Below are 21,211 nucleotides of genomic sequence, written 5' to 3'. Positions count from 1 at the left end.
AGAGAATCCTCGCCAGCAGAAATGAAAAACGGCCCCGCAGGACCGTTTGGTTACGCGGCTGTTACACCGAACCTAACAACGAACGCACATTACTGTTGGCATATTTTTCCGGCGTGACGGTTTGGTCCACCAGTTTACCCAGCACGTATTTTTGTACCGTTGAGCGGTTGTTCACCTGCTCGTTATGACCGACGCTTGCCAGTTGCCCGCGACCGTTATAGTTGAGCGTGGTGGTGTTCTCTTCGTCGTTTTCCACCAGATGGTAGAAGTAGTTTTGCGACGACTTCATTTTGTTCAGCGCCAGCGGAATCGACGGGTCGATAGCCTCATGCCAGGCGGCGCTCAAATGGCTGCGTGTCGTCTGCTTCACGGTTTTTGAGCCGTCATCGCGTGTCTGCTCTTCGGAAGATTGCGAGGCGGTATAGGAGAAGCGATCTTTCTCTTCTTCATGCAATGGGTTAGGTGATTTCTCGGTTTGCACGAGCGACAGCGAAAAATCATTCAGCCCGCTTAATTGCGAAACGCCGCTCGTATTAAGAGTGAAATTTTGGCCTGGAGTGACGTTGGCGCTTTCCGCATCGCGAGTGGTGTTGAGCGCGCGGAAGACGGATTTCATCGCTTCCATCTGACCCCGATCGCCATTACCGGCGATACGCGCTTTATCGAATTTATCGTCATACGCTTTCAGCGCGAGCTGCTGTTGGCCGTAGCTGCCGGAGAGCGCAGGTTTGGACATATCGCTGCTCATCTTCAGCGAGTAGTCGCCATCCTGGTAGGCAACGGAGCGCGCTTTATCATCGGCATGAAAGTTCAGCGACTGCAGCGAATCATCGCCATTGCGTATATCCGTTTTCAGATCGACAGATTTCAACCGATTGCTATCAAAGTTGGTTAAACCAGCGATATCCAGTTTCGGCGGTTGCTGCCCCAGCCCGCTAAGCGCTTTGCTCAACGCATTGCCGAGGTTCGCCACTGCCGCAGCATCATCATCATTTAACGCCTCGCCCTCTGTTTTCACCTCAACCGCGATGCCATTGTCCTGCTGGGTCATCGTCAGGTGAACGGTCGAGCCGGATTTGGTGGCGATGCTGAGCGTTACCGCCGATTTATTCGCACCGGCGCTGGCGCCCAATTCAGCACGCACTCCGGTCAGCGCCTGGGTGAAATCGCCCCGGTTCTCCTTCAGATTGTCAAGCAGCGCACTGCCAAGGCCAGCCATTGAGGAAACCGAAGCACTGCCCACTGCCGATTGCATCAGCCCTTCAATAACGGGGTTGGCGTGCTGTGCGACACTGGTGCTCATTTTTTTCGGTGACAGACTATAAACCGCCGAAATCTCGGAAGTCTGGCTCCCGAACATCACTTTCGCCGAGATGTTATTGTTGGCGACAGCGTTATTGCTGCTGGCGGCACGAGCAGCAGCGCCAACCTGCGTTGTCGCGCTCACGCGCGTAACAGAAGGCAGCTGTAAGGCAAAACTAAGTCCGCGGATCATGACGATGAAACTCCCTCTCTCACCGATAGTGGTAGTCATCTAACATCGGCAGTTTTTGCACAATCTTTATACTCTGCGGATGAAAACCCTAAATTCATCACGAAATACAATAAAAAAAGCGAGCCAGTTACCTGACTCGCCTATTTTAGACTACTCCCGCATTCGCGACTGGAATGCGTCAGCCGTTACATGATGTTCGCGACAGATTTCGCCAGCTGTGCTTCGAGAGCCGGTTTGGCTTCTTCGAATTTCAGGTTCACTTTGTTCGCGTTAGACACAACACGCGTCTGGTATTTCGCGCGGTTGCCTTCTTCGGTGCTGGTTTGCAGCTTGATACCGGAAGTGCCCTGACGCAGCGCTGCCACGTTGTCGGTGGTCACTTTCGCTTTGCTACGCTCAGAGATTTGCAGGTCGGTTACCATGGTGAAGTTGACATCTTCGACCATTGCGTCAGCCGCCATACCGATCAGGCCAGCGGCCAGGCCCACGCCCAGCGCCGCGCCGGAAGAGTTGCTGTTGTACGCAGTAATACCTGCGCCAAGCGCCGCACCCACCGCCGCACCTTCATAACCACTTTTGAGATACCCCTGGGTTTCACGCAGGTCCATTTTGTCGGCTTTCAGCACGTTGGCCTGGATCCAGTAGTAAGCGGTATCCGGGGAAGAGGTCACTTTGTAACCTTTATCAGTCAGTTCTTTTGACAGCAGCGTCTGCAGGTTGCTCATGTCTTTATCAGAGGTGTTTTTCACCTGGATATAAACGGTCTTCTCAGAGGAGGGTTCCAGCCAGATGGTCTGGCTCATCTGGGTTTTCACTTCCAGATTACGTTTTTTCACCGCCGTGGTCATCGCGCCACAACCCGACAGCACGAACGCAGCCAGTACCACACCGACGACAGCGACTTTTTTATAAGACATAACGATTCCTTTTTTCATTCCAAACCAGGGATAAGAACAACAAATGCGGCAAACGCCGGACGGGAGCAATGAAACGAGGAAAAGTCACACAGTCCATGTCATGACGGAGCCAGAGGCGCGGGCTTACTGCCTGCGTTATTAAAAATATTTCTGGATGAGTTATCGGCATTTTAAGGAATAATCTGAATAAAAATGCCTACTAAAACTTGTAGTTATGTGAAAAGAGGAGATTGACGGGAAAGAGATAAAAAAAAGCAGCCCGCAGACTGCTTTATCTTAAATTGGCGAAACTTACTTTTTCTTCGCTTTCGGGTTCGGCAGGTCGGTAATGCTACCTTCGAACACTTCAGCAGCCAGACCGACGGATTCATGCAGCGTCGGGTGCGCGTGAATGGTCAGCGCGATATCTTCAGCGTCGCAGCCCATTTCGATAGCCAGACCGATTTCACCCAGCAGCTCGCCGCCGTTGGTGCCGACAATCGCGCCACCAATCACGCGGTGCGTCTCTTTGTCGAAAATCAGTTTGGTCATACCGTCAGCGCAGTCAGAAGCGATGGCACGGCCAGACGCTGCCCACGGGAAGGTGGCGGTCTCGTAGCTGATGCCTTTCTCTTTCGCTTCTTTCTCGGTCAGACCCACCCATGCAACTTCCGGCTCGGTGTAGGCGATAGACGGGATAACTTTCGGATCGAAATAGTGTTTTTTACCGGCGATAACTTCAGCGGCCACGTGGCCTTCATGCACGCCTTTGTGCGCCAGCATCGGCTGACCGACGATATCGCCGATAGCGAAGATGTGCGGCACGTTGGTGCGCAGCTGTTTATCAACGCGGATAAAGCCACGGTCGTCCACTTCCACGCCGGCTTTACCCGCGTCGAGGTTTTTACCGTTCGGCACACGGCCGATAGCCACCAGCACGGCGTCGTAACGCTGCGCTTCAGCAGGGGCTTTTTTGCCTTCCATGGAAACGTAAATGCCGTCTTCTTTTGCTTCAACGGCGGTCACTTTAGTTTCCAGCATCAGATTGAATTTCTTACCGATGCGTTTGGTGAAGACTTTCACGATGTCTTTGTCTGCGGCCGGGATAACCTGGTCGAACATTTCAACCACGTCAATTTCTGAACCCAGCGCATGGTACACAGTACCCATTTCCAGACCGATGATACCGCCGCCCATCACCAGCAGGCGTTTTGGTACGGATTTCAGCTCCAGGGCGTCGGTAGAATCCCATACGCGCGGATCTTCATGCGGAATGAACGGCAGTTGGATCGGACGGGAACCCGCCGCGATGATAGCGTTGTCGAAGTTGATTACGGTTTTGCCGTTTTCGCCTTCCACTTCCAGGGTGTTCGCCCCGGTGAATTTACCCAGACCGTTAACCACTTTCACTTTACGGCCTTTGGCCATACCCGCCAGACCGCCGGTCAGCTGAGTGATCACTTTCTCTTTCCAGGTACGAATCTTGTCGATATCGGTTTTCGGTTCGCCGAAGACGATACCGTGTTCAGCCAGCGCTTTGGCTTCTTCGATAACTTTTGCAACGTGCAGCAGCGCTTTAGAAGGGATACAACCCACGTTCAGACAAACACCGCCGAGGGTGTTGTAACGTTCAACGATGACGGTTTCCAGACCTAAATCAGCGCAACGGAAGGCAGCAGAGTAACCTGCCGGGCCTGCCCCAAGTACCACGACCTGAGTTTTGATTTCAGTACTCATCATGACCTCTTATTGATTTCCGGCGGTCAGGGGTACTTCATGTCGCCCTTCATCCACCGGGACGTTCTATCCGCCCGCAGTTTACAAAATTGTTAACAATTTTGAAACAACAAACGGCAAACGATTTGTCCTTTTGCCCCTGATAACCCCAACAGCTCTATGAGATTACCAGAAAAAAGCCGGCCGTCAGGCCGGCTTCTTCGATTACATCACCAGACGGCGAATGTCAGACAGCATGTTGTTGATGATGGTGATAAAGCGCGCCCCATCAGCACCGTCAATCACACGGTGGTCGAAGGAGAGCGAAATCGGCATCATCAGACGCGGTACGAACTCTTTACCGTTCCAGACCGGCTCCATTGCCGATTTGGAGACGCCCAGGATAGCCACTTCCGGCGCGTTAACAATCGGTGCGAAATGGGTTGTGCCCAGGCCGCCGATGCTGGAGATGGTGAAGCAACCGCCCTGCATTTCGCCAGCGGTCAGCTTACCGTCACGCGCTTTTTTGGAAATCACCGTCAGTTCGCGGGACAGCTCAGTAACGCTCTTCTTATTCACGTCTTTAAAGACCGGAACAACCAGACCGTTCGGGGTATCCACCGCAACACCGATGTTGATGTATTTCTTCAGCGTCAGGCGCTGACCATCTTCAGACAGCGAGCTGTTGAAGCGCGGCATCTGCTCAAGCGCGGCAGCAACGGCTTTCATGATGAAGACAACCGGGGTGAATTTCACATCCAGTTTGCGCTTCTCAGCTTCGGCGTTCTGCTGTTTACGGAACGCTTCCAGATCGGTGATATCGGTTTTGTCGAAGTGTGTAACGTGTGGGATCATCACCCAGTTACGGCTCAGGTTAGCACCAGAGATTTTCTGGATACGGCCCAGTTCCACTTCTTCGATTTCGCCGAACTTGCTGAAGTCCACTTTCGGCCACGGCAGCAGACCCGGCAGAGAACCACCGGTTGCGCCAGCGGCAGGTGCGGACTCAGCGCGTTTCACCGCGTCTTTCACGTAAGCCTGAACGTCTTCGCGCAGGATACGGCCTTTACGACCGGTGCCTTTCACTTTCGCCAGGTTAACGCCGAACTCGCGCGCCAGACGGCGGATCAGCGGGGTAGCGTGAACGTAAGCATCGTTTTCCGCGAAATCAGATTTACCTTCTGCTTTCGCAGCCGGTGCCGCAGCAGGTTTAGCAGCCTGAGCCGGGGCAGCAGCAGATGCCGGAGCAGCAGCGGCAGCCGGAGCAGCGGCAGGCGCAGCGCCTTCCACTTCAAACACCATAATCAGAGAACCGGTGGAGACTTTGTCGCCCACGTTCACTTTCAGCTCTTTAACAACACCTGCGAACGGTGCCGGAACTTCCATAGAGGCTTTATCGCCTTCGACGGTGATCAGCGACTGTTCAGCGGAGACTTTGTCACCCACTTTCACCAGCACTTCGGTCACTTCAACTTCGTCGCCGCCGATATCCGGTACGTTGACTTCTTTCGGGCCAGCCGCTGCTGCCGGTGCGCTCGCCGCAGCCGGAGCGGCGGCCTGAGCCGGAGCCGCAGCAGGTGCAGCACCCGCCACTTCGAAGACCATGATCAGCGAGCCAGTAGACACTTTATCGCCGGTGTTGATTTTGATCTCTTTCACGGTGCCGGCGAACGGCGCCGGAACTTCCATAGAGGCTTTGTCACCCTCTACGGTGATCAGAGATTGTTCTGCCGCAACGGTGTCGCCCACTTTCACCAGGATTTCGGTGACTTCAACTTCGTCACCGCCGATGTCAGGCACGTTCACTTCTTTTGCTGCCGCGGCTGCTGGCGCAGCAGCGGCCGGTGCGGCCTCTTTCTTCTCTTCTGCCGGAGCAGGTGCAGCGGCTGCTGCACCATCGGCGGAATCGAAAATCATGATCAGTTTGCCCGTCTCGGTTTTGTCGCCTACAGAGACTTTGATCTCTTTAACAACGCCAGCCTGCGGAGACGGAACTTCCATAGAGGCTTTGTCGCCTTCCACGGTGATCAGCGACTGTTCAGCTTCTACTTTGTCGCCCACTTTGACCAGAATCTCGGTGATTTCTACTTCATCAGACCCGATGTCCGGTACTTTGATTTCGATAGCCATTATCTCTTTACCTCTTACGCCAGACGCGGGTTAACTTTTTCTGCATCGATGTTGAATTTGGTAATGGCTTCCGCCACCACTTTCTTGTCGATTTCGCCACGTTTAGCCAGTTCGCCCAGTGCTGCTACCACCACGTAAGAAGCATCAACTTCGAAGTGGTGACGCAGGTTTTCACGGCTGTCGGAGCGACCGAAACCATCTGTACCCAGTACGCGGTAATCATCAGCCGGTACGTAAGTACGAACCTGCTCGGCGAACAGTTTCATATAGTCAGTTGATGCCACAGCTGGTGCGTCGTTCATCACCTGAGCGATGTACGGAACGCGCGGCGTTTCCAGCGGGTGCAGCATGTTCCAGCGCTCACAATCCTGGCCATCACGCGCCAGTTCAGTGAAGGAGGTGACGCTGTACACGTCAGAGCCCACGCCGTAGTCGTTCGCCAGGATCTGCGCTGCTTCACGAACATGACGCAGGATAGAACCGGAGCCCAGCAGCTGAACTTTACCTTTGCTACCGGCAACGGTTTCGAGTTTGTAGATACCTTTACGGATACCTTCCTCGGCGCCTTCCGGCATCGCCGGCATGTGGTAGTTTTCGTTCAGCGTGGTGATGTAGTAGTAAATGTTCTCTTGCGCTTCACCGTACATGCGTTGCAGACCGTCATGCATGATGACTGCCACTTCGTACGCGTAAGACGGGTCGTAAGAGATACAGTTCGGGATAGTCAGCGACTGAATGTGGCTGTGACCATCTTCATGCTGCAGACCTTCGCCATTCAGGGTTGTACGACCAGAAGTACCACCGATCAGGAAGCCGCGAGCCTGCTGGTCGCCCGCCTGCCAGCACAGGTCGCCGATACGCTGGAACCCGAACATGGAGTAGTAGATGTAGAACGGGATCATCGGCAGGTTGTTGGTGCTGTAAGAGGTCGCAGCCGCCAGCCAGGATGCGCCAGCACCCAGTTCGTTGATACCTTCCTGCAGGATCTGACCTTTCTCGTCTTCTTTGTAGTAAGCAACCTGCTCACGGTCCTGCGGGGTGTACTGCTGGCCGTTCGGGCTGTAAATACCAATCTGACGGAACAGACCTTCCATACCGAAAGTACGCGCTTCGTCGGCGATGATCGGAACCAGTCTGTCTTTGATCGACTTGTTCTTCAGCATCACGTTCAGGGCACGCACGAAAGCGATAGTGGTGGAGATCTCTTTGTTCTGCTCTTCCAGCAACTGGGAGAAGTCTTCCAGCGCAGGCAGATCCAGTTTCTCGGTGAAGTTCGGCTGACGAGACGGCAGGTAGCCTTTCAGCGCCTGGCGACGTTCGTGCAGGTATTTATGCTCTTCAGAACCTTCCGGGAAGGTGATGTAAGAGAGGTTTTCAACCTGCTCATCGGTAACCGGAACATTGAAACGATCGCGGATATAGCGCACGCCGTCCATGTTCATTTTCTTCACCTGGTGAGCGATGTTTTTACCTTCTGCGGTATCGCCCATGCCGTAACCTTTAATGGTATGGGCCAGGATAACAGTCGCTTTACCTTTGGTTTCACGCGCTTTTTTCAGTGCCGCGTAAACTTTCTTCGGATCGTGGCCGCCACGGTTCAGAGCCCAGATCTGCTCATCAGTCCAGTCTGCAACCAGCGCTGCGGTTTCCGGGTATTTGCCGAAGAAGTGCTCACGTACGTACGCGCCATCTTTGGATTTGAAGGTCTGGTAGTCGCCGTCAACGGTTTCGTTCATCAGTTGGATCAGTTTACCGCTGGTATCTTTACGCAGCAGCTCATCCCAACGACCGCCCCACATCACCTTGATAACGTTCCAGCCAGCACCTGCGAAGATGCCTTCCAGTTCGTTGATGATTTTGCCGTTACCGGTTACCGGGCCATCCAGACGCTGCAGGTTACAGTTGATGATGAAGCACAGGTTATCCAGTTTCTCACGGGTGGCGATGGTGATAGCGCCTTTGGATTCCGGCTCATCCATCTCACCGTCGCCGAGGAAGGCGTAAACGGTTTGTTCAGAAGTATCTTTCAGACCACGGTGTTCCAGATATTTCAGGAACTTCGCCTGATAGATAGCACCGATCGGGCCCAGACCCATCGATACGGTCGGGAACTGCCAGAATTCCGGCATCAGTTTCGGGTGCGGGTAAGAGGAGAGGCCTTTACCGTGAACTTCCTGACGGAAGTTGTTCATCTGCTCTTCAGTCAGACGACCTTCCAGGAACGCACGCGCGTAGATGCCCGGAGAGATGTGGCCCTGGAAGTACACCAGGTCGCCGCCGTCTTTCTCGTTACGGGCACGGAAGAAGTGGTTGAAGCAAACTTCATAAACGGTCGCGGAAGACTGGAAGGACGCCATGTGGCCGCCCAGCTCAAGGTCTTTTTTGGACGCGCGCAGAACCGTCATGATGGCGTTCCAGCGAATAGCTGAACGAATGCGGCGTTCCAGTTCCAGATTGCCCGGGTATTCCGGTTCATCTTCAACGGCAATAGTGTTTACATAGTTGCTCGCCCCTGTGCCAGCTGCCACTTTCACACCGCCTTTGCGGGCTTCAGAAAGGAGCTGGTCAATCAGATACTGAGCACGCTCAACACCTTCTTCACGGATGACCGATTCGATCGCCTGTTGCCAGTCGCGAGTTTCGATCGGATCCACGTCATTTTGGAAACGTTCTGACATGGGGGGTATTCCTTATCTATCTAATACGTTGATTTGTCTGGAACCTGTCCCATTGCATTCTCATGCCTTTTCGTTCAAACCACAAAAGTGCAATAAGACAGGTTCTGCGTTTAGTTGCCGCGCTCTAAAGTTTGGCGCTGGTGTTACAACTCTTCCGGTACAACCTGCACCAGAAAATCTTAATTCTTTCTCTGCTCTAACCGGCGAAGCGAGCGTTCACGACGGCTCTGCTCACGGCTACGGTCCAGCAAAATCTCTTCAATAAACGCCAGGTGACGGTGCGACGCTTCACGCGCCTCTTCCGGCTTGCCGGCCATGATCGCCGCAAAAATACTCGAGCGATGGTTGCTGACCAGCGGCAGCATCTCGCGGCGCGCGTACAGCAATTCAAAGTTCTGACGAACGTTTTGCGCCAACATGGGCTCCATGCAGCGTAGCAGATGAAGCAGCACAACATTATGTGCCGCCTCGGTTACGGCTATTTGATACTGCACGACGGCACTGGATTCCGCGTCCAAATCCCCGGACTGTTGCGCAAGCTCAATGGCCTGGTGCAGTTCGCTGATCCGCGCTTTGTCTTCATCGGTGCTGCGCAGCGCCGCGTAATATGCAGCGATGCCTTCCAGCGCGTGGCGGGTTTCAAGCAGGTCAAACTGGGATTCGGGATGATCGGCCAGAAGCTCAACCAGCGGATCGCTGAAGCTTTGCCACAGGCTGCTTTGGACAAAAGTACCGCCACCCTGGCGACGAAGGAGCAGACCTTTCGCTTCGAGGCGCTGAATGGCCTCGCGCAGTGAAGGACGAGAAACATCGAACTGTTTGGCCAGCTCGCGTTCTGGAGGCAGTTTCTCGCCGGGACGCAACGTACCTTCGAGAATCAAAAACTCCAGTTGCTGCTCAATCACATCGGAAAGTTTTGGTTGGCGGATTTTGCTGTAGGCCATTGTTCCCTGTCTCTACCACTCGCCCGGAGTAAATTGGTCTTACCAATTTCATGTTCTTGACGCTAAAGTAACAAAGTATTCACCTTCTGTCCATACAGGTTTTGATTGAAATCAGGAAACCACGCACATTTTAACAATGTTACAGAAATAGCGTTTCAAAGATGTAACCTTGCACAAATGCCTCGTTTACCACGAAAGAGGCAGTTTTAACTTTCCTGAAACGCCAGTTAAGGCATATGAACCGATTCAGTTGTTGAATATATGAATGGTTATTCTGTTTAGGCGCATAAAACGAAGAAATGAGTTCAATGCAGAGGTAGAGGAGGTACGCAGAAATGGTTTCTTTTTTACCCGCTCGTCATCAGAGTTTCATAAAGCAGATGCATTCCCGCGCACTTATCACTATTCTGAGCCCTATGAAAGGGATTGACGAAAAAACCCGTCGACATTTCGTAAACTAAAAAATACAAAAAACGGAATTTATTTATTACACGCAAACCGCAGCGTACAAATAACAACCACACACGAGGTTTAATAATGGAAGGTCAACAGCACGGCGATCAGCTAAAGCGCGGCCTTAAGAACCGCCACATTCAGCTTATCGCGCTGGGTGGCGCTATTGGGACTGGCCTGTTTCTGGGCAGCGCATCCGTCATTCAATCTGCCGGCCCGGGGATAATTCTGGGTTATGCCATTGCCGGTTTTATCGCGTTTCTCATCATGCGCCAGCTGGGCGAAATGGTGGTTGAAGAGCCGGTAGCCGGTTCATTCAGCCACTTCGCCTACAAATATTGGGGCAGCTTTGCAGGCTTTGCTTCCGGCTGGAACTACTGGGTGTTGTACGTGCTGGTGGCGATGGCGGAACTCACTGCCGTCGGGAAATATATTCAGTTCTGGTGGCCAGAAATCCCAACCTGGGTCTCCGCCGCCGTGTTCTTTGTCATTATCAACGCCATCAACCTGACCAACGTTAAGGTGTTTGGCGAAATGGAGTTCTGGTTCGCCATTATTAAGGTTTTCGCGGTTGTGGCGATGATCGTGTTTGGCGGCTGGTTGCTGTTTAGCGGTAGCGCGGGTCCGCAGGCCACCGTGCGTAACCTGTGGGAACAGGGCGGTTTCCTGCCGCACGGCATCGGTGGGCTGGTGATGATGATGGCGATCATCATGTTCTCTTTCGGTGGTCTGGAGCTGGTGGGGATCACCGCCGCAGAAGCCGACAACCCGGAACAAAGCATTCCCAAAGCCACCAACCAGGTTATCTACCGTATTCTGATCTTCTATGTGGGTTCGCTGGCCGTGCTGCTCTCCCTGCTGCCGTGGACGCGCGTTACTTCTGATACCAGCCCGTTTGTGCTGATCTTCCATGAACTGGGCGACGCGTTTGTGGCCAATGCGTTGAACATTGTGGTGCTGACTGCCGCGCTCTCTGTTTATAACAGCTGCGTGTACTGCAACAGCCGTATGCTGTTCGGTCTGGCAAAACAGGGCAACGCGCCGAAAATACTGCAACAAGTGGATAAACGCGGCGTGCCGGTGAACACCATCATCACTTCTGCGCTGTTTACCGCGCTGTGCGTGCTGATCAACTACTTCGCCCCGGAATCCGCATTTGGTCTGCTGATGGCGCTGGTGGTTTCCGCGCTGGTGATCAACTGGGCGATGATTAGCCTGGCGCACATGCGTTTTCGCCGCGCCAAACAACAGCAAGGTGTAACACCGCGCTTCCCGGCGCTGTTCTACCCGCTGGGGAACTGGATCTGCCTGGTGTTTATGGCGGCGGTGCTGGTGATCATGCTGATGACAGACGGCATGGCGATCTCCGTCTACCTGATCCCGGTGTGGATTGCCATCCTCGGCATCGGCTACCTGCTGAAGCAGAAAAACGCCAATGCCGTGAAAGCGCATTAATCCTTATCCGTTCTGCCCTCTCCCGCCCGGGAGAGGGTTGTTATCACTGTGTTAACTTCCTCACACTTTCCTTTCCATAGCCATTTTGTCCATCTCTGCGGCCTGATCCTGCTACGCAAACAAAAACTTACAGACAAATACTTCATGCCATATCTCATAGGGAGAACCGGCAATGGACAACAAACTGTCTGTTAAAGAAAAGATTGGCTATGGCATGGGCGACGCCGGATGCAACATCATCTTTGGCGCTATCATGCTGTTTGTTAACTATTTCTATACTGATATCTTCGGCCTCGCACCTGCGCTGGTTGGGGTATTACTGCTGTCGATTCGCGTGATTGATGCGGTGACCGACCCGCTGATGGGAGCGCTTGCTGACAGGACACAAAGTAAATATGGCCGTTTTCGCCCGTGGCTGTTGTGGATAGCCGTACCTTACGCCGTTTTCAGCGTGCTAATGTTCACCACGCCGGAGTGGACTTATAACAGCAAAGTTATCTATGCCTTTGTCACCTATTTCCTGTTGTCGCTGACGTATACCGCGATCAATATCCCCTACTGCTCGCTGGGCGGTGTGATCACCAACGACCCGAAAGAGCGCGTTGCCTGCCAGTCTTACCGTTTTGTGATGGTGGGGATTGCAACCCTGCTGTTGTCGCTCACGCTGCTGCCGATGGCTGAGTGGTTCGGCGGGGCCAATAAAGCCAAAGGCTACCAGATGGCAATGACGGTACTGGCATTTATCGGCATGTGCATGTTCCTGTTCTGCTTTGCCACCGTGCGCGAGCGTATCCGCCCGGCGGTGCCAACCAACGATGATCTGAAGAAAGACTTCAAAGATGTGTGGAAAAACGATCAATGGGTGCGCATCTTGTTGCTGACGCTCTGCAACGTTTGTCCCGGTTTTATCCGCATGGCGGCTACCATGTATTACGTCACCTGGGTGATGGGGGAAAGCACCCATTTCGCGACGATGTTTATTAGCCTTGGCGTGGTCGGCATGATGTTCGGCAGTATGCTGGCGAAAGTATTGACCGACCGCTGGTGCAAACTGAAAGTCTTCTTCTGGACCAATATCGTGCTGGCGTTTTTCTCCTGCGCCTTTTACTTCTTTGACCCGCACGCCACGGTGCTGATTGTGGTGCTCTACTTCCTGCTGAACATTCTGCATCAGATCCCTTCCCCGCTGCACTGGTCGCTGATGGCGGATGTCGATGATTACGGCGAGTGGAAAACCGGCAAACGCATTACCGGTATGAGCTTCTCCGGCAACCTGTTCTTCCTGAAAGTGGGCCTGGCAGTTGCCGGGGCGATGGTCGGTTTCCTGCTCTCCTGGTACGGCTATGACGCCGGAGCCAAACAGCAAAGCGCCAGCGCCATTAACGGCATCATGCTGCTGTTTACCATTATTCCAGGCGTGGGCTACCTGATCACCGCAGGCGTGGTGCGCCTGCTGAAAGTCGACCGTGAATTGATGAAACAGATCCAGGCGGATCTGGAAAAACGCCGCGTCAACTACCATGAACTGACGGAAAATCAGCCTCTACCGGCGGGCGATAACGTAAGGAATGCATAATGAATACCTGGCCGAACCCGTTTATTGAACAGCGTGCCGATCCGTTTATCCTGCACCATCAAGGCGAGTACTACTTCGTAGCCTCGGTGCCGGAATATGACCGACTGGAGATCCGCCGCGCCAGTACGCTGGAAGGTCTGCGAGGAGCCGAGGGCGTGGTGGTCTGGCGTAAACCGCAAAGTGGGCCGATGAGCGAGCTTATCTGGGCGCCGGAACTGCATCACATTGAGGATAAATGGTATTTATATTTTGCCGCGACATGGACTAAGGCGCTGGATGCGCTGAATATGTTCCAGCACCGCATGTTCGTACTGGAGTGCGCGGATGCCGATCCGCTCAGCGGGCGCTGGGTCGAAAAAGGCCAGGTAAAAACGCCTTTCGATACGTTTGCCCTCGATGCCACGACCTTTGAACATCAGGGGAAACGCTGGTATTTATGGGCGCAAAAAGCGCCGGATATTGCCGGTAACTCTAATCTTTACCTGGCGGAAATGGAAAATCCTTGGACGCTGAAAGGCGAACCGATCATGTTAAGCAAACCAGAGTTTGACTGGGAGTGTCGTGGTTTTCTGGTCAATGAAGGCCCGGCGGTATTGTTCCACAGCGATAAACTTTTTGTGAGTTATTCCGCCAGCGCCACCGACGAAAACTACTGCATGGGCTTGTTGTGGATCGATATCACCGCCAACCCGCAGGATCCCAAAAACTGGCATAAATCGCCGCAGCCGGTGTTTAAAACCAGTTATGAAAACCGCCAGTACGGCCCGGGGCACAACAGTTTTACGCAAACACCGGAAGGGGAAGATGTGCTGGTCTATCACGCACGGAATTACACCGAAATTGAAGGCGATCCGCTTTACGATCCCAATCGCCATACCCGCCTGAAAACCATCCGCTGGCAAGAAAACGGGATGCCCGATTTCGGCATCCCGGCAGCGGATAATCAGTGATACTGCGGCACGCGGTTAAATCAGCGTGCCGTAAATCGTTAACAACGCCACCACGACCACCAGCACCAGCGACGTTTTCTTCGCCATTGAGACAGCGGCTTTCGGCGTTTCGACTTTATCCGTGTGCGGCTCGCGCGCCAGCGAGAACTGTGCAAGACGCGTCAGCACCTGGTATTGCGAAGTATGACGATCGCCCAACGAGGCAAACCAGGCCGGGAGCGCTTTTTCTCCGTGCCCGACCAGTGCATAAACCACGCCCGCGAGGCGTACCGGTACCCAATCCAGCAGATGCAAAATCGCATCAATGCCCGACTGCTGACGTTCGTTTGGCGTTTTGTAACGCGCCAGCCAGTATTGCCACGCACGCAGTGAGGCGTAACCCACCAGCAATACGGGCCCCCACGACGCACCGACGATAAACCAAAACATTGGCGCGAGATAAAAACGGAAGTTGATCCACACCAGCGCGTTTTGCAACTCGCGCAGAAACTCGCGCTCGTCGCAGCCTGGCGGTACACCGTGGATCAGCGTCAACTCATTCGCCATTGCCGTGTGAGCATGGGCGTCATTGCGCGCTGCCGCTTTCAGATAGGCGTGATAATGGAGCCGCACTTTACCCGCGCCGATACACAACACGCCGAGCAAAATCCACACCACCAGCAGCGGAACATTGAAAAACAGCCCATACAAAGCACGCAAAATCAGGAAGGTAACCAGCATCGCCAGCGCCGTCATCAGCAACGTTCTGAACATGGAGTAGTGTTTTACCCGCCGGAACAGCACTTCCATCCGATGATCCAGTTGCCAGTGCTCGCCCAGTTTAAACAGCCGTTCTGCTGCTAACACCAGCAGCAGAGTGAATAATGTCATGGCATCTCCTTTTCTGACATACCGGCAACCAGCGCACGGAATCTCGCCCAATCAAAAGCCGGCCCGGGATCGGTCTTGCGTTCGGGGGCGATATCGCTATGCCCGGTCATATTGTCGGCAATCGACGGGTAAAGCTCAATCACCGTTCGTGCCACTGCCGCCAGCTGACGGTATTGCGCATCGGTATAAGGCAGATGATCGGTGCCCTCAAGCTCAATACCAATGGAAAAATCGTTACAGCGTTCCCGCCCATGGTACGAAGAGACGCCCGCATGCCAGGCGCGTTTATCGAAAGGCACATACTGCACAATCTCCCCGTCGCGGCGAATCAGGCAGTGTGCGGAAACACGCAGATGAACAATCTCTTCAAAGAAGGGATCGGCGCTGGCATCCAGCGTGCCGGTGAACAGCGCGTCTATCCACGGGCCGCCAAATTTGCCGGGAGGCAGGCTAATATTATGTACCACCAGCAATGAAGGCTGTTCATCATCCGGGCGGCAATCAAAATGGGGAGACGGCACATGCCGCGCCTCGACCAGCCAGCCCTTACGTAACTGCATAAGGAACTCCTTATAGAGGATGGTGCTGAAACACGCTTCAGAGTAGCATGTTTGCACTGTGTCCCGTAATGGCGTTGCCAGCAGGACATCACCTAACTTTGTGATTCGTTACCCTTTTTGGAGTTTATCATGCCGCCTCGCCGCTATAACCCCGATCACCGACGTGACGCGCTGCTCGAACGCATCGAACTGGATATCCCCGCCGCAGTGGCTCAGGCCCTGCGTGAAGACTTAGGTGGAGAAGTCGATGCAAATAACGACATTACCGCGCAATTGTTACCGCCAGAGAACCGCTCTCATGCGGTGATCATCACCCGTGAAGATGGCGTATTCTGCGGCAAACGCTGGGTTGAAGAGGTCTTTATTCAACTGGCGGGCGATGATGTCGCTATCACCTGGCATGTCGCGGATGGCGACGCGATTCGCGCTAACCAGCCGCTATTCGAGCTTGAAGGCCCTTCGCGCGTGTTGTTGACCGGCGAGCGTACCGCGCTCAATTTTGTTCAGACACTCTCCGGTGTCGCCAGCGAAGTGCGCCGCTATGTGGATCTACTCAACGGCACCAAAACACAGCTACTGGATACCCGCAAAACGCTGCCAGGGCTGCGTACCGCCCTGAAATACGCGGTGCTGTGCGGCGGCGGCGCTAACCACCGGCTGGGTCTTTCCGATGCATTTCTGATCAAAGAGAACCATATTATCGCTGCGGGTTCTGTACGTAAGGCGGTAGAACAAGCCTTCTGGATGCATCCGGATGTGCCGGTTGAAGTCGAGGTGGAATCGCTGGAAGAGCTCGATGACGCCCTGAAAGCCGGAGCAGATATCATCATGCTGGATAACTTTGCCACCGAACAAATGCGCGAAGCCGTGAAGCGTACCCACGGCCAGGCGCGGCTGGAAGTTTCCGGCAACGTGACGCAGGAAACCCTGCGCGAATACGCCGAAACCGGTGTTGATTACATCTCTGTCGGAGCGCTCACCAAGCATGTTCGCGCTCTCGACCTGTCAATGCGCTTTCGCTAGTCCTCACTTTTGAACGGGCCGCTGGCCCGTTTTTTTGCGTGTTAACTCGCACCTTTTTTGTTGTGAACTGCAATTTCATCAATAACGCTGGAAGCCTCTTTCCCACCTTCCTTTTTACACCTCGCCAGCCAGTCCAGGGGCTGACAGAGTAGCGGCTCAAAACAAGGAGCCGTTTATGAACAGACAACAAGGATTCACCTTAATTGAGCTGATGGTGGTTATCGGCATCATTGCGATTTTGAGCGCTATCGGAATTCCCGCCTATCAAAACTACCTGCGTAAAGCCGCGCTAACCGACATGCTGCAAGCCTATGTTCCCTATCGCACCGCAATCGAGTTATGCGCACTTGAGCGCGGTGGCTTAGATACCTGTGATGCCAGCAGTAATGGCATCCCTGCGCCGACAACCACGCGATATGTTTCTGCCATGAGTGTTGCAAAAGGCATCGTCACACTGACCGGCCAGGAAAGCCTGAACGGGCTGAGTGTGGTCATGACACCACAGTGGAACAGTGCAGAGGGCATGCAGGGTTGGACGCGCACCTGCAATACGCAAGCGGATAGCGCATTGCAGCAGGCTTGCGAAGATGTTTTCCGTACCGGACGCTAAGGAGCAGCAATGAAAGAGGACAAACTTATCGCGCTCTGCCAGCGCCACAATGCGGTAGTGCTCAATAATGAAATCGATGTGCTCACTATTGCCGTCGTGGATAGCCCCAGCACAGAGTTGATGGAATCCCTGCAATTCGCGGTGCAAAAACGCATCGATATCCGTTGCTGGACAGCAGAACAGATGGATAAACACCAACAGATAACCGCGCAGGCTCCAGCGCCGGCAATACAAGAACCCAAAGAAGAGAGCGGCTCTGCGGTTGAAATTTTAAACCACACGCTGCAACAGGCCCTGATGCTGCGCGCTTCCGACATCCATTTTGAGCCCGGTGAAACCCAGTATGTCATTCGCCTGCGTGTTGACGGGGTACTGCATGCTTTATCGCCACTACCCGGCTCACTTGCCAGCACCCTGACGGCAAGGCTAAAAGTGCTTGGTAATCTCGATATTGCCGAACGACGCCTCCCGCAGGATGGGCAGTTCAATGTCGAGTTGTCCGGGCAGTCCATTTCGTTTCGTATCGCAACCCTGCCCTGCCGCCACGGTGAAAAAGTCGTCTTGCGGCTTTTGCACCAGGTTAACCAAGCCCTGGAGATCGCCGCCCTTGGTATGACGGAAGCGCAAATGGCGCTCTTTAATAACGCGCTGGCGCAACCACAAGGGTTGTTACTGGTCACCGGGCCAACCGGCAGTGGTAAAACAGTAACGCTATACAGCGCACTTCAGGCGCGTAACAAGCAGGAAGTCAACATTTGTAGCGTTGAAGATCCGGTCGAGATCCCGCTGAACGGTTTAAATCAGACACAGATAAACCCGCGTGCCGGGTTGACCTTTCAAAGCGTGCTTCGCGCCTTACTGCGCCAGGATCCCGATATCATCATGGTCGGCGAAATTCGCGATGGCGAAACGGCGGAAATTGCCATCAAAGCCGCACAAACCGGCCATCTGGTGCTGTCGACATTGCACACCAACTCTACCAGCGAAACGCTGGTGCGCATTCAGCAAATGGGCGTTGCGCGCTGGATGATCTCCTCCGCGCTATCATTGGTTGTCGCGCAGCGGCTGGTGAGAAAGCTTTGCCCGCATTGCCGCAAACTGGCGGTAGAAAACCATCATTTGCCCGGCAATCTGTGGCCGCGTCCGCTGCCTCGCTGGCGCGCCGAAGGTTGCGAACAGTGCTACCACGGTTTCTATGGACGCGTCGCGTTATTCGAAGTACTCGCCATCACCCCAGACGTTCGCCAGGCCATCGCCAGCGATCTCAGCGCGGATGAGATCGAACAGCGGGCACGCGCAGGTGGGATGACCACGCTTTTTCAGCATGGCTGCCTCGCCGTTGAGCAAGGGCTGACCACGTTCGAGGAACTGGTTCGTATATTGGGTTTCCCTGATGGCCAGTAAACAACTCTGGCAATGGTCCGGGCTTGAGAAAAGCGGCGAACTGCAAAGCGGCCTGTTATGGAGCGAAAACCGCACCAGCATACTGTTGCTGTTGCACCAACAGCAAATCCATCCGCTTGCGATAAAGCGCTGCGTTATACGGCGTGCACTGTGGAAGCCGGAACACAGCAGCCAGTTACTTCATCAACTGGCAACCTTACTGCGGGCAGGATTAACGTTGCCGGAAGGGTTACAACTTCTGGCAGAACAGCACCCTGCAAAGCAATGGCGTGCGTTGTTACACCACCTGGCACAAGCGCTGGAACAGGGGGAAACCTTCTCCGCTGCGCTGCGCCAGTGGCCAGAGGTATTTCCACCGCTCTGGCTGGCGATGATTCGCACCGGTGAATTAACCGGCAAGCTGGATGAGTGCTGCTTTAAACTCGCCAGCCAGCAAAAAGCGCAACGAGAGTTAACACTGAAGGTGAAAAAAGCGCTGCGCTATCCGTTAATCATCCTCGCGCTGACTACCGTCGTGGTGCTGGCAATGATCTATCTGGTACTGCCGGAATTTACCGCCATTTACCGGACATTCAATACCCCGCTGCCAATGCTGACGCGAGGGGTCATTGCGGGTGCCGCAATCATGCAGCAAGCGGCACTGCCCTTAATGATTTGCGCATTCTTAACAGTCGGTGTCTTACGGATGCTGCGCAACCATACAGGCTGGCAACGCCATCGACAGCGGCTACTCCTGGCAAGCCCGATCATTGGCCCGCTGGTTCGTGGACAGCGCCTGAGCCAGATATTTACCGTTCTTGCGCTGACGCAGCGGGCAGGGATCGCGTTTTTGCAAGGGCTGGAGAGTGTACGGGAAACCCTCTCCTGCCCTTACTGGCAGGCGGTGCTGCGACGCGCGCATCAGGAAATTACCCAGGGCGCGGCCATTTCAGCAGCGTTACAGGAGAGTGGTGAATTTCCGCCATTGTGCATTCAGTTAGTTCGTACAGGGGAAGTTTCTGGGGCGCTGGATAGCATGCTGGAGAATCTGGCGCAACATCATAGCGAGCAAACCCAGCGTCAGGCTGATGGTCTGGCTGCAGTGCTGGAGCCGCTATTACTGGTGGGGACAGGGCTTATTATCGGCGTATTAGTTGTGGCAATGTATTTGCCCATCTTTCATCTGGGAGATGCGATGAGTGGTGGCGGATAATGCAGGCGCAACGCTGTGCGCCTGCAAAAATATCAGAGGCTATTGAAAACGCGGTTTTCCTGCTCCTGAACGCGGATAAAGGTGGTGCGTTTGGTCAGCTCTTTCAGGCGGGAAGCGCCAACATAAGTACAGGCAGAACGCAAACCACCGAGGATATCGCGCGCGGTATTTTCCACCGGACCACGCAGTGCCAGCTTCACGGTTTTGCCTTCCGCCGCGCGGTAACCCGCAACACCACCAACGTGACGATTCATGGCGGATTCGGAGCTCATGCCATAGAAAAGCATGAATTTCTCACCGTTTTCTTCAACGATGGTGCCACCGCTCTCTTCATGACCCGCCAGCATACCGCCGAGCATGACGAAATCCGCGCCGCCACCGAACGCTTTCGCCACATCACCAGGCACGGTACAGCCGCCATCACTGACAATCTGACCGCCGAGGCCGTGAGCCGCATCGGCACACTCGATCACCGCAGACAATTGAGGGTAACCGACCCCGGTTTTCACCCGTGTGGTGCACACAGAACCCGGGCCAATACCCACTTTCACGATATCGGCGCCGGAAAGAATGAGCTCCTCACACATTTCACCCGTTACGACGTTACCGGCACAGATGGTTTTATTCGGCCAGGCTGCACGCGCTTTAACAACGAATTGCACAAAATGTTCTGAGTAGCCGTTCGCCACATCGATGCAGACAAAATTCAGATCTGCATGTAACGCGAGGATCTGTTTGGTTTTTTCGAAATCCGCATCGGATGTACCAGTAGAAACCATCACATGACGCAGCACATCTGCAGACTCACGCTGAACAAAGGCTTTCCAGTCTTCAACAGAGTAGTGTTTGTGTACAGCGGTAAGAATATCGAAGGAGGCCAACGCTTTCGCCATCGCGAACGTGCCTACGGTATCCATATTGGCAGCGATAACCGGTACACCGGACCAGTTCATCCCGGAATGTTTAAAGGTGAATTTGCGTTCCAGTTCGACATCGGAACGGCTTTTGAGGGTAGAACGTTTAGGGCGGATAAGAACGTCTTTAAAACCTAATTTCAGATCTTCTTCAATACGCATGGGTGCAGATTCCTGGGGTTAATGGCGACATGACAAACTCACAACTCCAGTGACGCTATCATACGCGCTAATAAGGACCGCGCAAGACTGCGAAATTCTCTTTTTTTACGCTACAATCCTATAAATTTACCTGGTGAACAGGCAAGTTTGGGTTAATTGATTTCATTGTCGCTTGCTTTAAAC

Annotated in this window: 16 protein-coding genes; 7 read left to right on the top strand and 9 right to left on the bottom strand. The window is 53.9% G+C overall.

What is annotated here, in order from left to right; translation table 11 throughout:
• Positions 1-61: 61 nt before the first annotated feature.
• The 6 genes from IP581_RS03880 to pdhR all read right to left on the bottom strand — a co-directional run bounded on the left by IP581_RS03880 (position 62) and on the right by pdhR (position 9,859).
• Positions 62-1,495, bottom strand: a complete 1,434-nt coding sequence (locus IP581_RS03880; protein ID WP_097401291.1) for a hypothetical protein — start codon at positions 1,493-1,495, stop codon at positions 62-64.
• 185 nt (positions 1,496-1,680) lie between these two features.
• Positions 1,681-2,412: a conjugal transfer complement resistance protein TraT gene (traT, locus tag IP581_RS03875; RefSeq protein ID WP_097401290.1), complete on the bottom strand. Its 732-nt coding sequence runs from the start codon at positions 2,410-2,412 to the stop codon at positions 1,681-1,683.
• 291 nt (positions 2,413-2,703) lie between these two features.
• Positions 2,704-4,128 carry a dihydrolipoyl dehydrogenase gene (gene lpdA / locus IP581_RS03870; protein ID WP_025263731.1) on the bottom strand — a complete coding sequence of 475 codons (1,425 nt, stop codon included), beginning with the start codon at positions 4,126-4,128 and terminating at the stop codon, positions 2,704-2,706.
• A 204-nt stretch (positions 4,129-4,332) separates the two neighbouring features.
• Positions 4,333-6,237, bottom strand: coding sequence for a pyruvate dehydrogenase complex dihydrolipoyllysine-residue acetyltransferase (gene aceF, locus IP581_RS03865; RefSeq protein ID WP_193821800.1), 1,905 nt, complete (start codon positions 6,235-6,237; stop codon positions 4,333-4,335).
• A 14-nt stretch (positions 6,238-6,251) separates the two neighbouring features.
• On the bottom strand, positions 6,252-8,915 hold the full coding sequence (aceE, locus tag IP581_RS03860) for a pyruvate dehydrogenase (acetyl-transferring), homodimeric type (protein ID WP_020456568.1): 2,664 nt from the start codon (positions 8,913-8,915) through the stop codon (positions 6,252-6,254).
• Positions 8,916-9,094: 179 nt separating this feature from the next.
• Complete coding sequence (gene pdhR, locus IP581_RS03855; RefSeq protein ID WP_086870560.1) at positions 9,095-9,859, bottom strand: pyruvate dehydrogenase complex transcriptional repressor PdhR; 765 nt, start codon at positions 9,857-9,859, stop codon at positions 9,095-9,097.
• Positions 9,860-10,393: 534 nt separating this feature from the next.
• On the opposite strand from pdhR, the gene aroP reads away from it, so the two are divergent.
• From aroP to IP581_RS03840, 3 genes are all read left to right on the top strand, one after another.
• Positions 10,394-11,767, top strand: coding sequence for an aromatic amino acid transporter AroP (gene aroP / locus IP581_RS03850; protein WP_193822638.1), 1,374 nt, complete (start codon positions 10,394-10,396; stop codon positions 11,765-11,767).
• Positions 11,768-11,939: 172 nt separating this feature from the next.
• Positions 11,940-13,343, top strand: coding sequence for a glycoside-pentoside-hexuronide (GPH):cation symporter (locus tag IP581_RS03845; protein WP_193821799.1), 1,404 nt, complete (start codon positions 11,940-11,942; stop codon positions 13,341-13,343).
• A complete protein-coding gene (locus tag IP581_RS03840) occupies positions 13,343-14,293 on the top strand; it encodes a glycoside hydrolase family 43 protein (protein ID WP_193821798.1) in 951 nt (316 codons plus the stop codon). The genes IP581_RS03845 and IP581_RS03840 overlap by 1 nt, the downstream gene beginning before the upstream one ends.
• A 15-nt stretch (positions 14,294-14,308) precedes the next feature.
• On the opposite strand, the gene ampE is transcribed toward IP581_RS03840, so the two are convergent.
• Positions 14,309-15,163 carry a beta-lactamase regulator AmpE gene (gene ampE, locus IP581_RS03835; RefSeq protein WP_193821797.1) on the bottom strand — a complete coding sequence of 285 codons (855 nt, stop codon included), beginning with the start codon at positions 15,161-15,163 and terminating at the stop codon, positions 14,309-14,311.
• Positions 15,160-15,723 (bottom strand): 1,6-anhydro-N-acetylmuramyl-L-alanine amidase AmpD, encoded by a 564-nt coding sequence (gene ampD, locus IP581_RS03830; protein ID WP_086870551.1) that lies wholly within the window; start codon positions 15,721-15,723, stop codon positions 15,160-15,162. The genes ampE and ampD overlap by 4 nt, the downstream gene beginning before the upstream one ends.
• 129 nt (positions 15,724-15,852) lie before the next feature.
• On the opposite strand from ampD, the gene nadC reads away from it, so the two are divergent.
• From nadC to hofC, 4 genes are all read left to right on the top strand, one after another.
• Positions 15,853-16,746 (top strand): carboxylating nicotinate-nucleotide diphosphorylase, encoded by an 894-nt coding sequence (nadC, locus tag IP581_RS03825; protein ID WP_086870549.1) that lies wholly within the window; start codon positions 15,853-15,855, stop codon positions 16,744-16,746.
• 175 nt (positions 16,747-16,921) lie between these two features.
• Positions 16,922-17,356 carry a prepilin peptidase-dependent pilin gene (ppdD, locus tag IP581_RS03820; RefSeq protein ID WP_020456560.1) on the top strand — a complete coding sequence of 145 codons (435 nt, stop codon included), beginning with the start codon at positions 16,922-16,924 and terminating at the stop codon, positions 17,354-17,356.
• A gap of 9 nt (positions 17,357-17,365) precedes the next feature.
• On the top strand, positions 17,366-18,760 hold the full coding sequence (gene gspE / locus IP581_RS03815) for a type II secretion system protein GspE (RefSeq protein ID WP_193821796.1): 1,395 nt from the start codon (positions 17,366-17,368) through the stop codon (positions 18,758-18,760).
• A complete protein-coding gene (hofC, locus tag IP581_RS03810) occupies positions 18,750-19,952 on the top strand; it encodes a protein transport protein HofC (protein ID WP_193821795.1) in 1,203 nt (400 codons plus the stop codon). Before gspE ends, hofC begins: the two co-directional genes overlap by 11 nt.
• A 32-nt stretch (positions 19,953-19,984) precedes the next feature.
• Here hofC and IP581_RS03805 read toward each other — a convergent pair whose 3' ends face one another.
• Positions 19,985-21,028: a GMP reductase gene (locus IP581_RS03805; RefSeq protein ID WP_086870544.1), complete on the bottom strand. Its 1,044-nt coding sequence runs from the start codon at positions 21,026-21,028 to the stop codon at positions 19,985-19,987.
• Positions 21,029-21,211: the final 183 nt, after the last annotated feature.

Source organism: Kosakonia pseudosacchari (assembly GCF_015167415.1).
GTDB classification, from domain to species: Bacteria; Pseudomonadota; Gammaproteobacteria; order Enterobacterales; family Enterobacteriaceae; genus Kosakonia; species Kosakonia pseudosacchari.
This window is presented reverse-complemented; position numbering and strand designations above follow the sequence as displayed.

Excerpts from the sequence above, each read along its gene's own strand:
- IP581_RS03840 (WP_193821798.1), top strand. The coding sequence starts at position 13,343 with ATGAATACCTGGCCGAACCCGTTTATTGAACAGCGTGCCGATCCGTTT.
- ampD (WP_086870551.1), bottom strand. The coding sequence starts at position 15,723 with ATGCAGTTACGTAAGGGCTGGCTGGTCGAGGCGCGGCATGTGCCGTCT.
- traT (WP_097401290.1), bottom strand. The coding sequence starts at position 2,412 with ATGTCTTATAAAAAAGTCGCTGTCGTCGGTGTGGTACTGGCTGCGTTC.
- hofC (WP_193821795.1), top strand. The coding sequence starts at position 18,750 with ATGGCCAGTAAACAACTCTGGCAATGGTCCGGGCTTGAGAAAAGCGGC.
- ampE (WP_193821797.1), bottom strand. The coding sequence starts at position 15,163 with ATGACATTATTCACTCTGCTGCTGGTGTTAGCAGCAGAACGGCTGTTT.
- nadC (WP_086870549.1), top strand. The coding sequence starts at position 15,853 with ATGCCGCCTCGCCGCTATAACCCCGATCACCGACGTGACGCGCTGCTC.
- IP581_RS03880 (WP_097401291.1), bottom strand. The coding sequence starts at position 1,495 with ATGATCCGCGGACTTAGTTTTGCCTTACAGCTGCCTTCTGTTACGCGC.
- aceE (WP_020456568.1), bottom strand. The coding sequence starts at position 8,915 with ATGTCAGAACGTTTCCAAAATGACGTGGATCCGATCGAAACTCGCGAC.
- IP581_RS03845 (WP_193821799.1), top strand. The coding sequence starts at position 11,940 with ATGGACAACAAACTGTCTGTTAAAGAAAAGATTGGCTATGGCATGGGC.
- aceF (WP_193821800.1), bottom strand. The coding sequence starts at position 6,237 with ATGGCTATCGAAATCAAAGTACCGGACATCGGGTCTGATGAAGTAGAA.
- gspE (WP_193821796.1), top strand. The coding sequence starts at position 17,366 with ATGAAAGAGGACAAACTTATCGCGCTCTGCCAGCGCCACAATGCGGTA.
- lpdA (WP_025263731.1), bottom strand. The coding sequence starts at position 4,128 with ATGAGTACTGAAATCAAAACTCAGGTCGTGGTACTTGGGGCAGGCCCG.
- IP581_RS03805 (WP_086870544.1), bottom strand. The coding sequence starts at position 21,028 with ATGCGTATTGAAGAAGATCTGAAATTAGGTTTTAAAGACGTTCTTATC.
- ppdD (WP_020456560.1), top strand. The coding sequence starts at position 16,922 with ATGAACAGACAACAAGGATTCACCTTAATTGAGCTGATGGTGGTTATC.
- pdhR (WP_086870560.1), bottom strand. The coding sequence starts at position 9,859 with ATGGCCTACAGCAAAATCCGCCAACCAAAACTTTCCGATGTGATTGAG.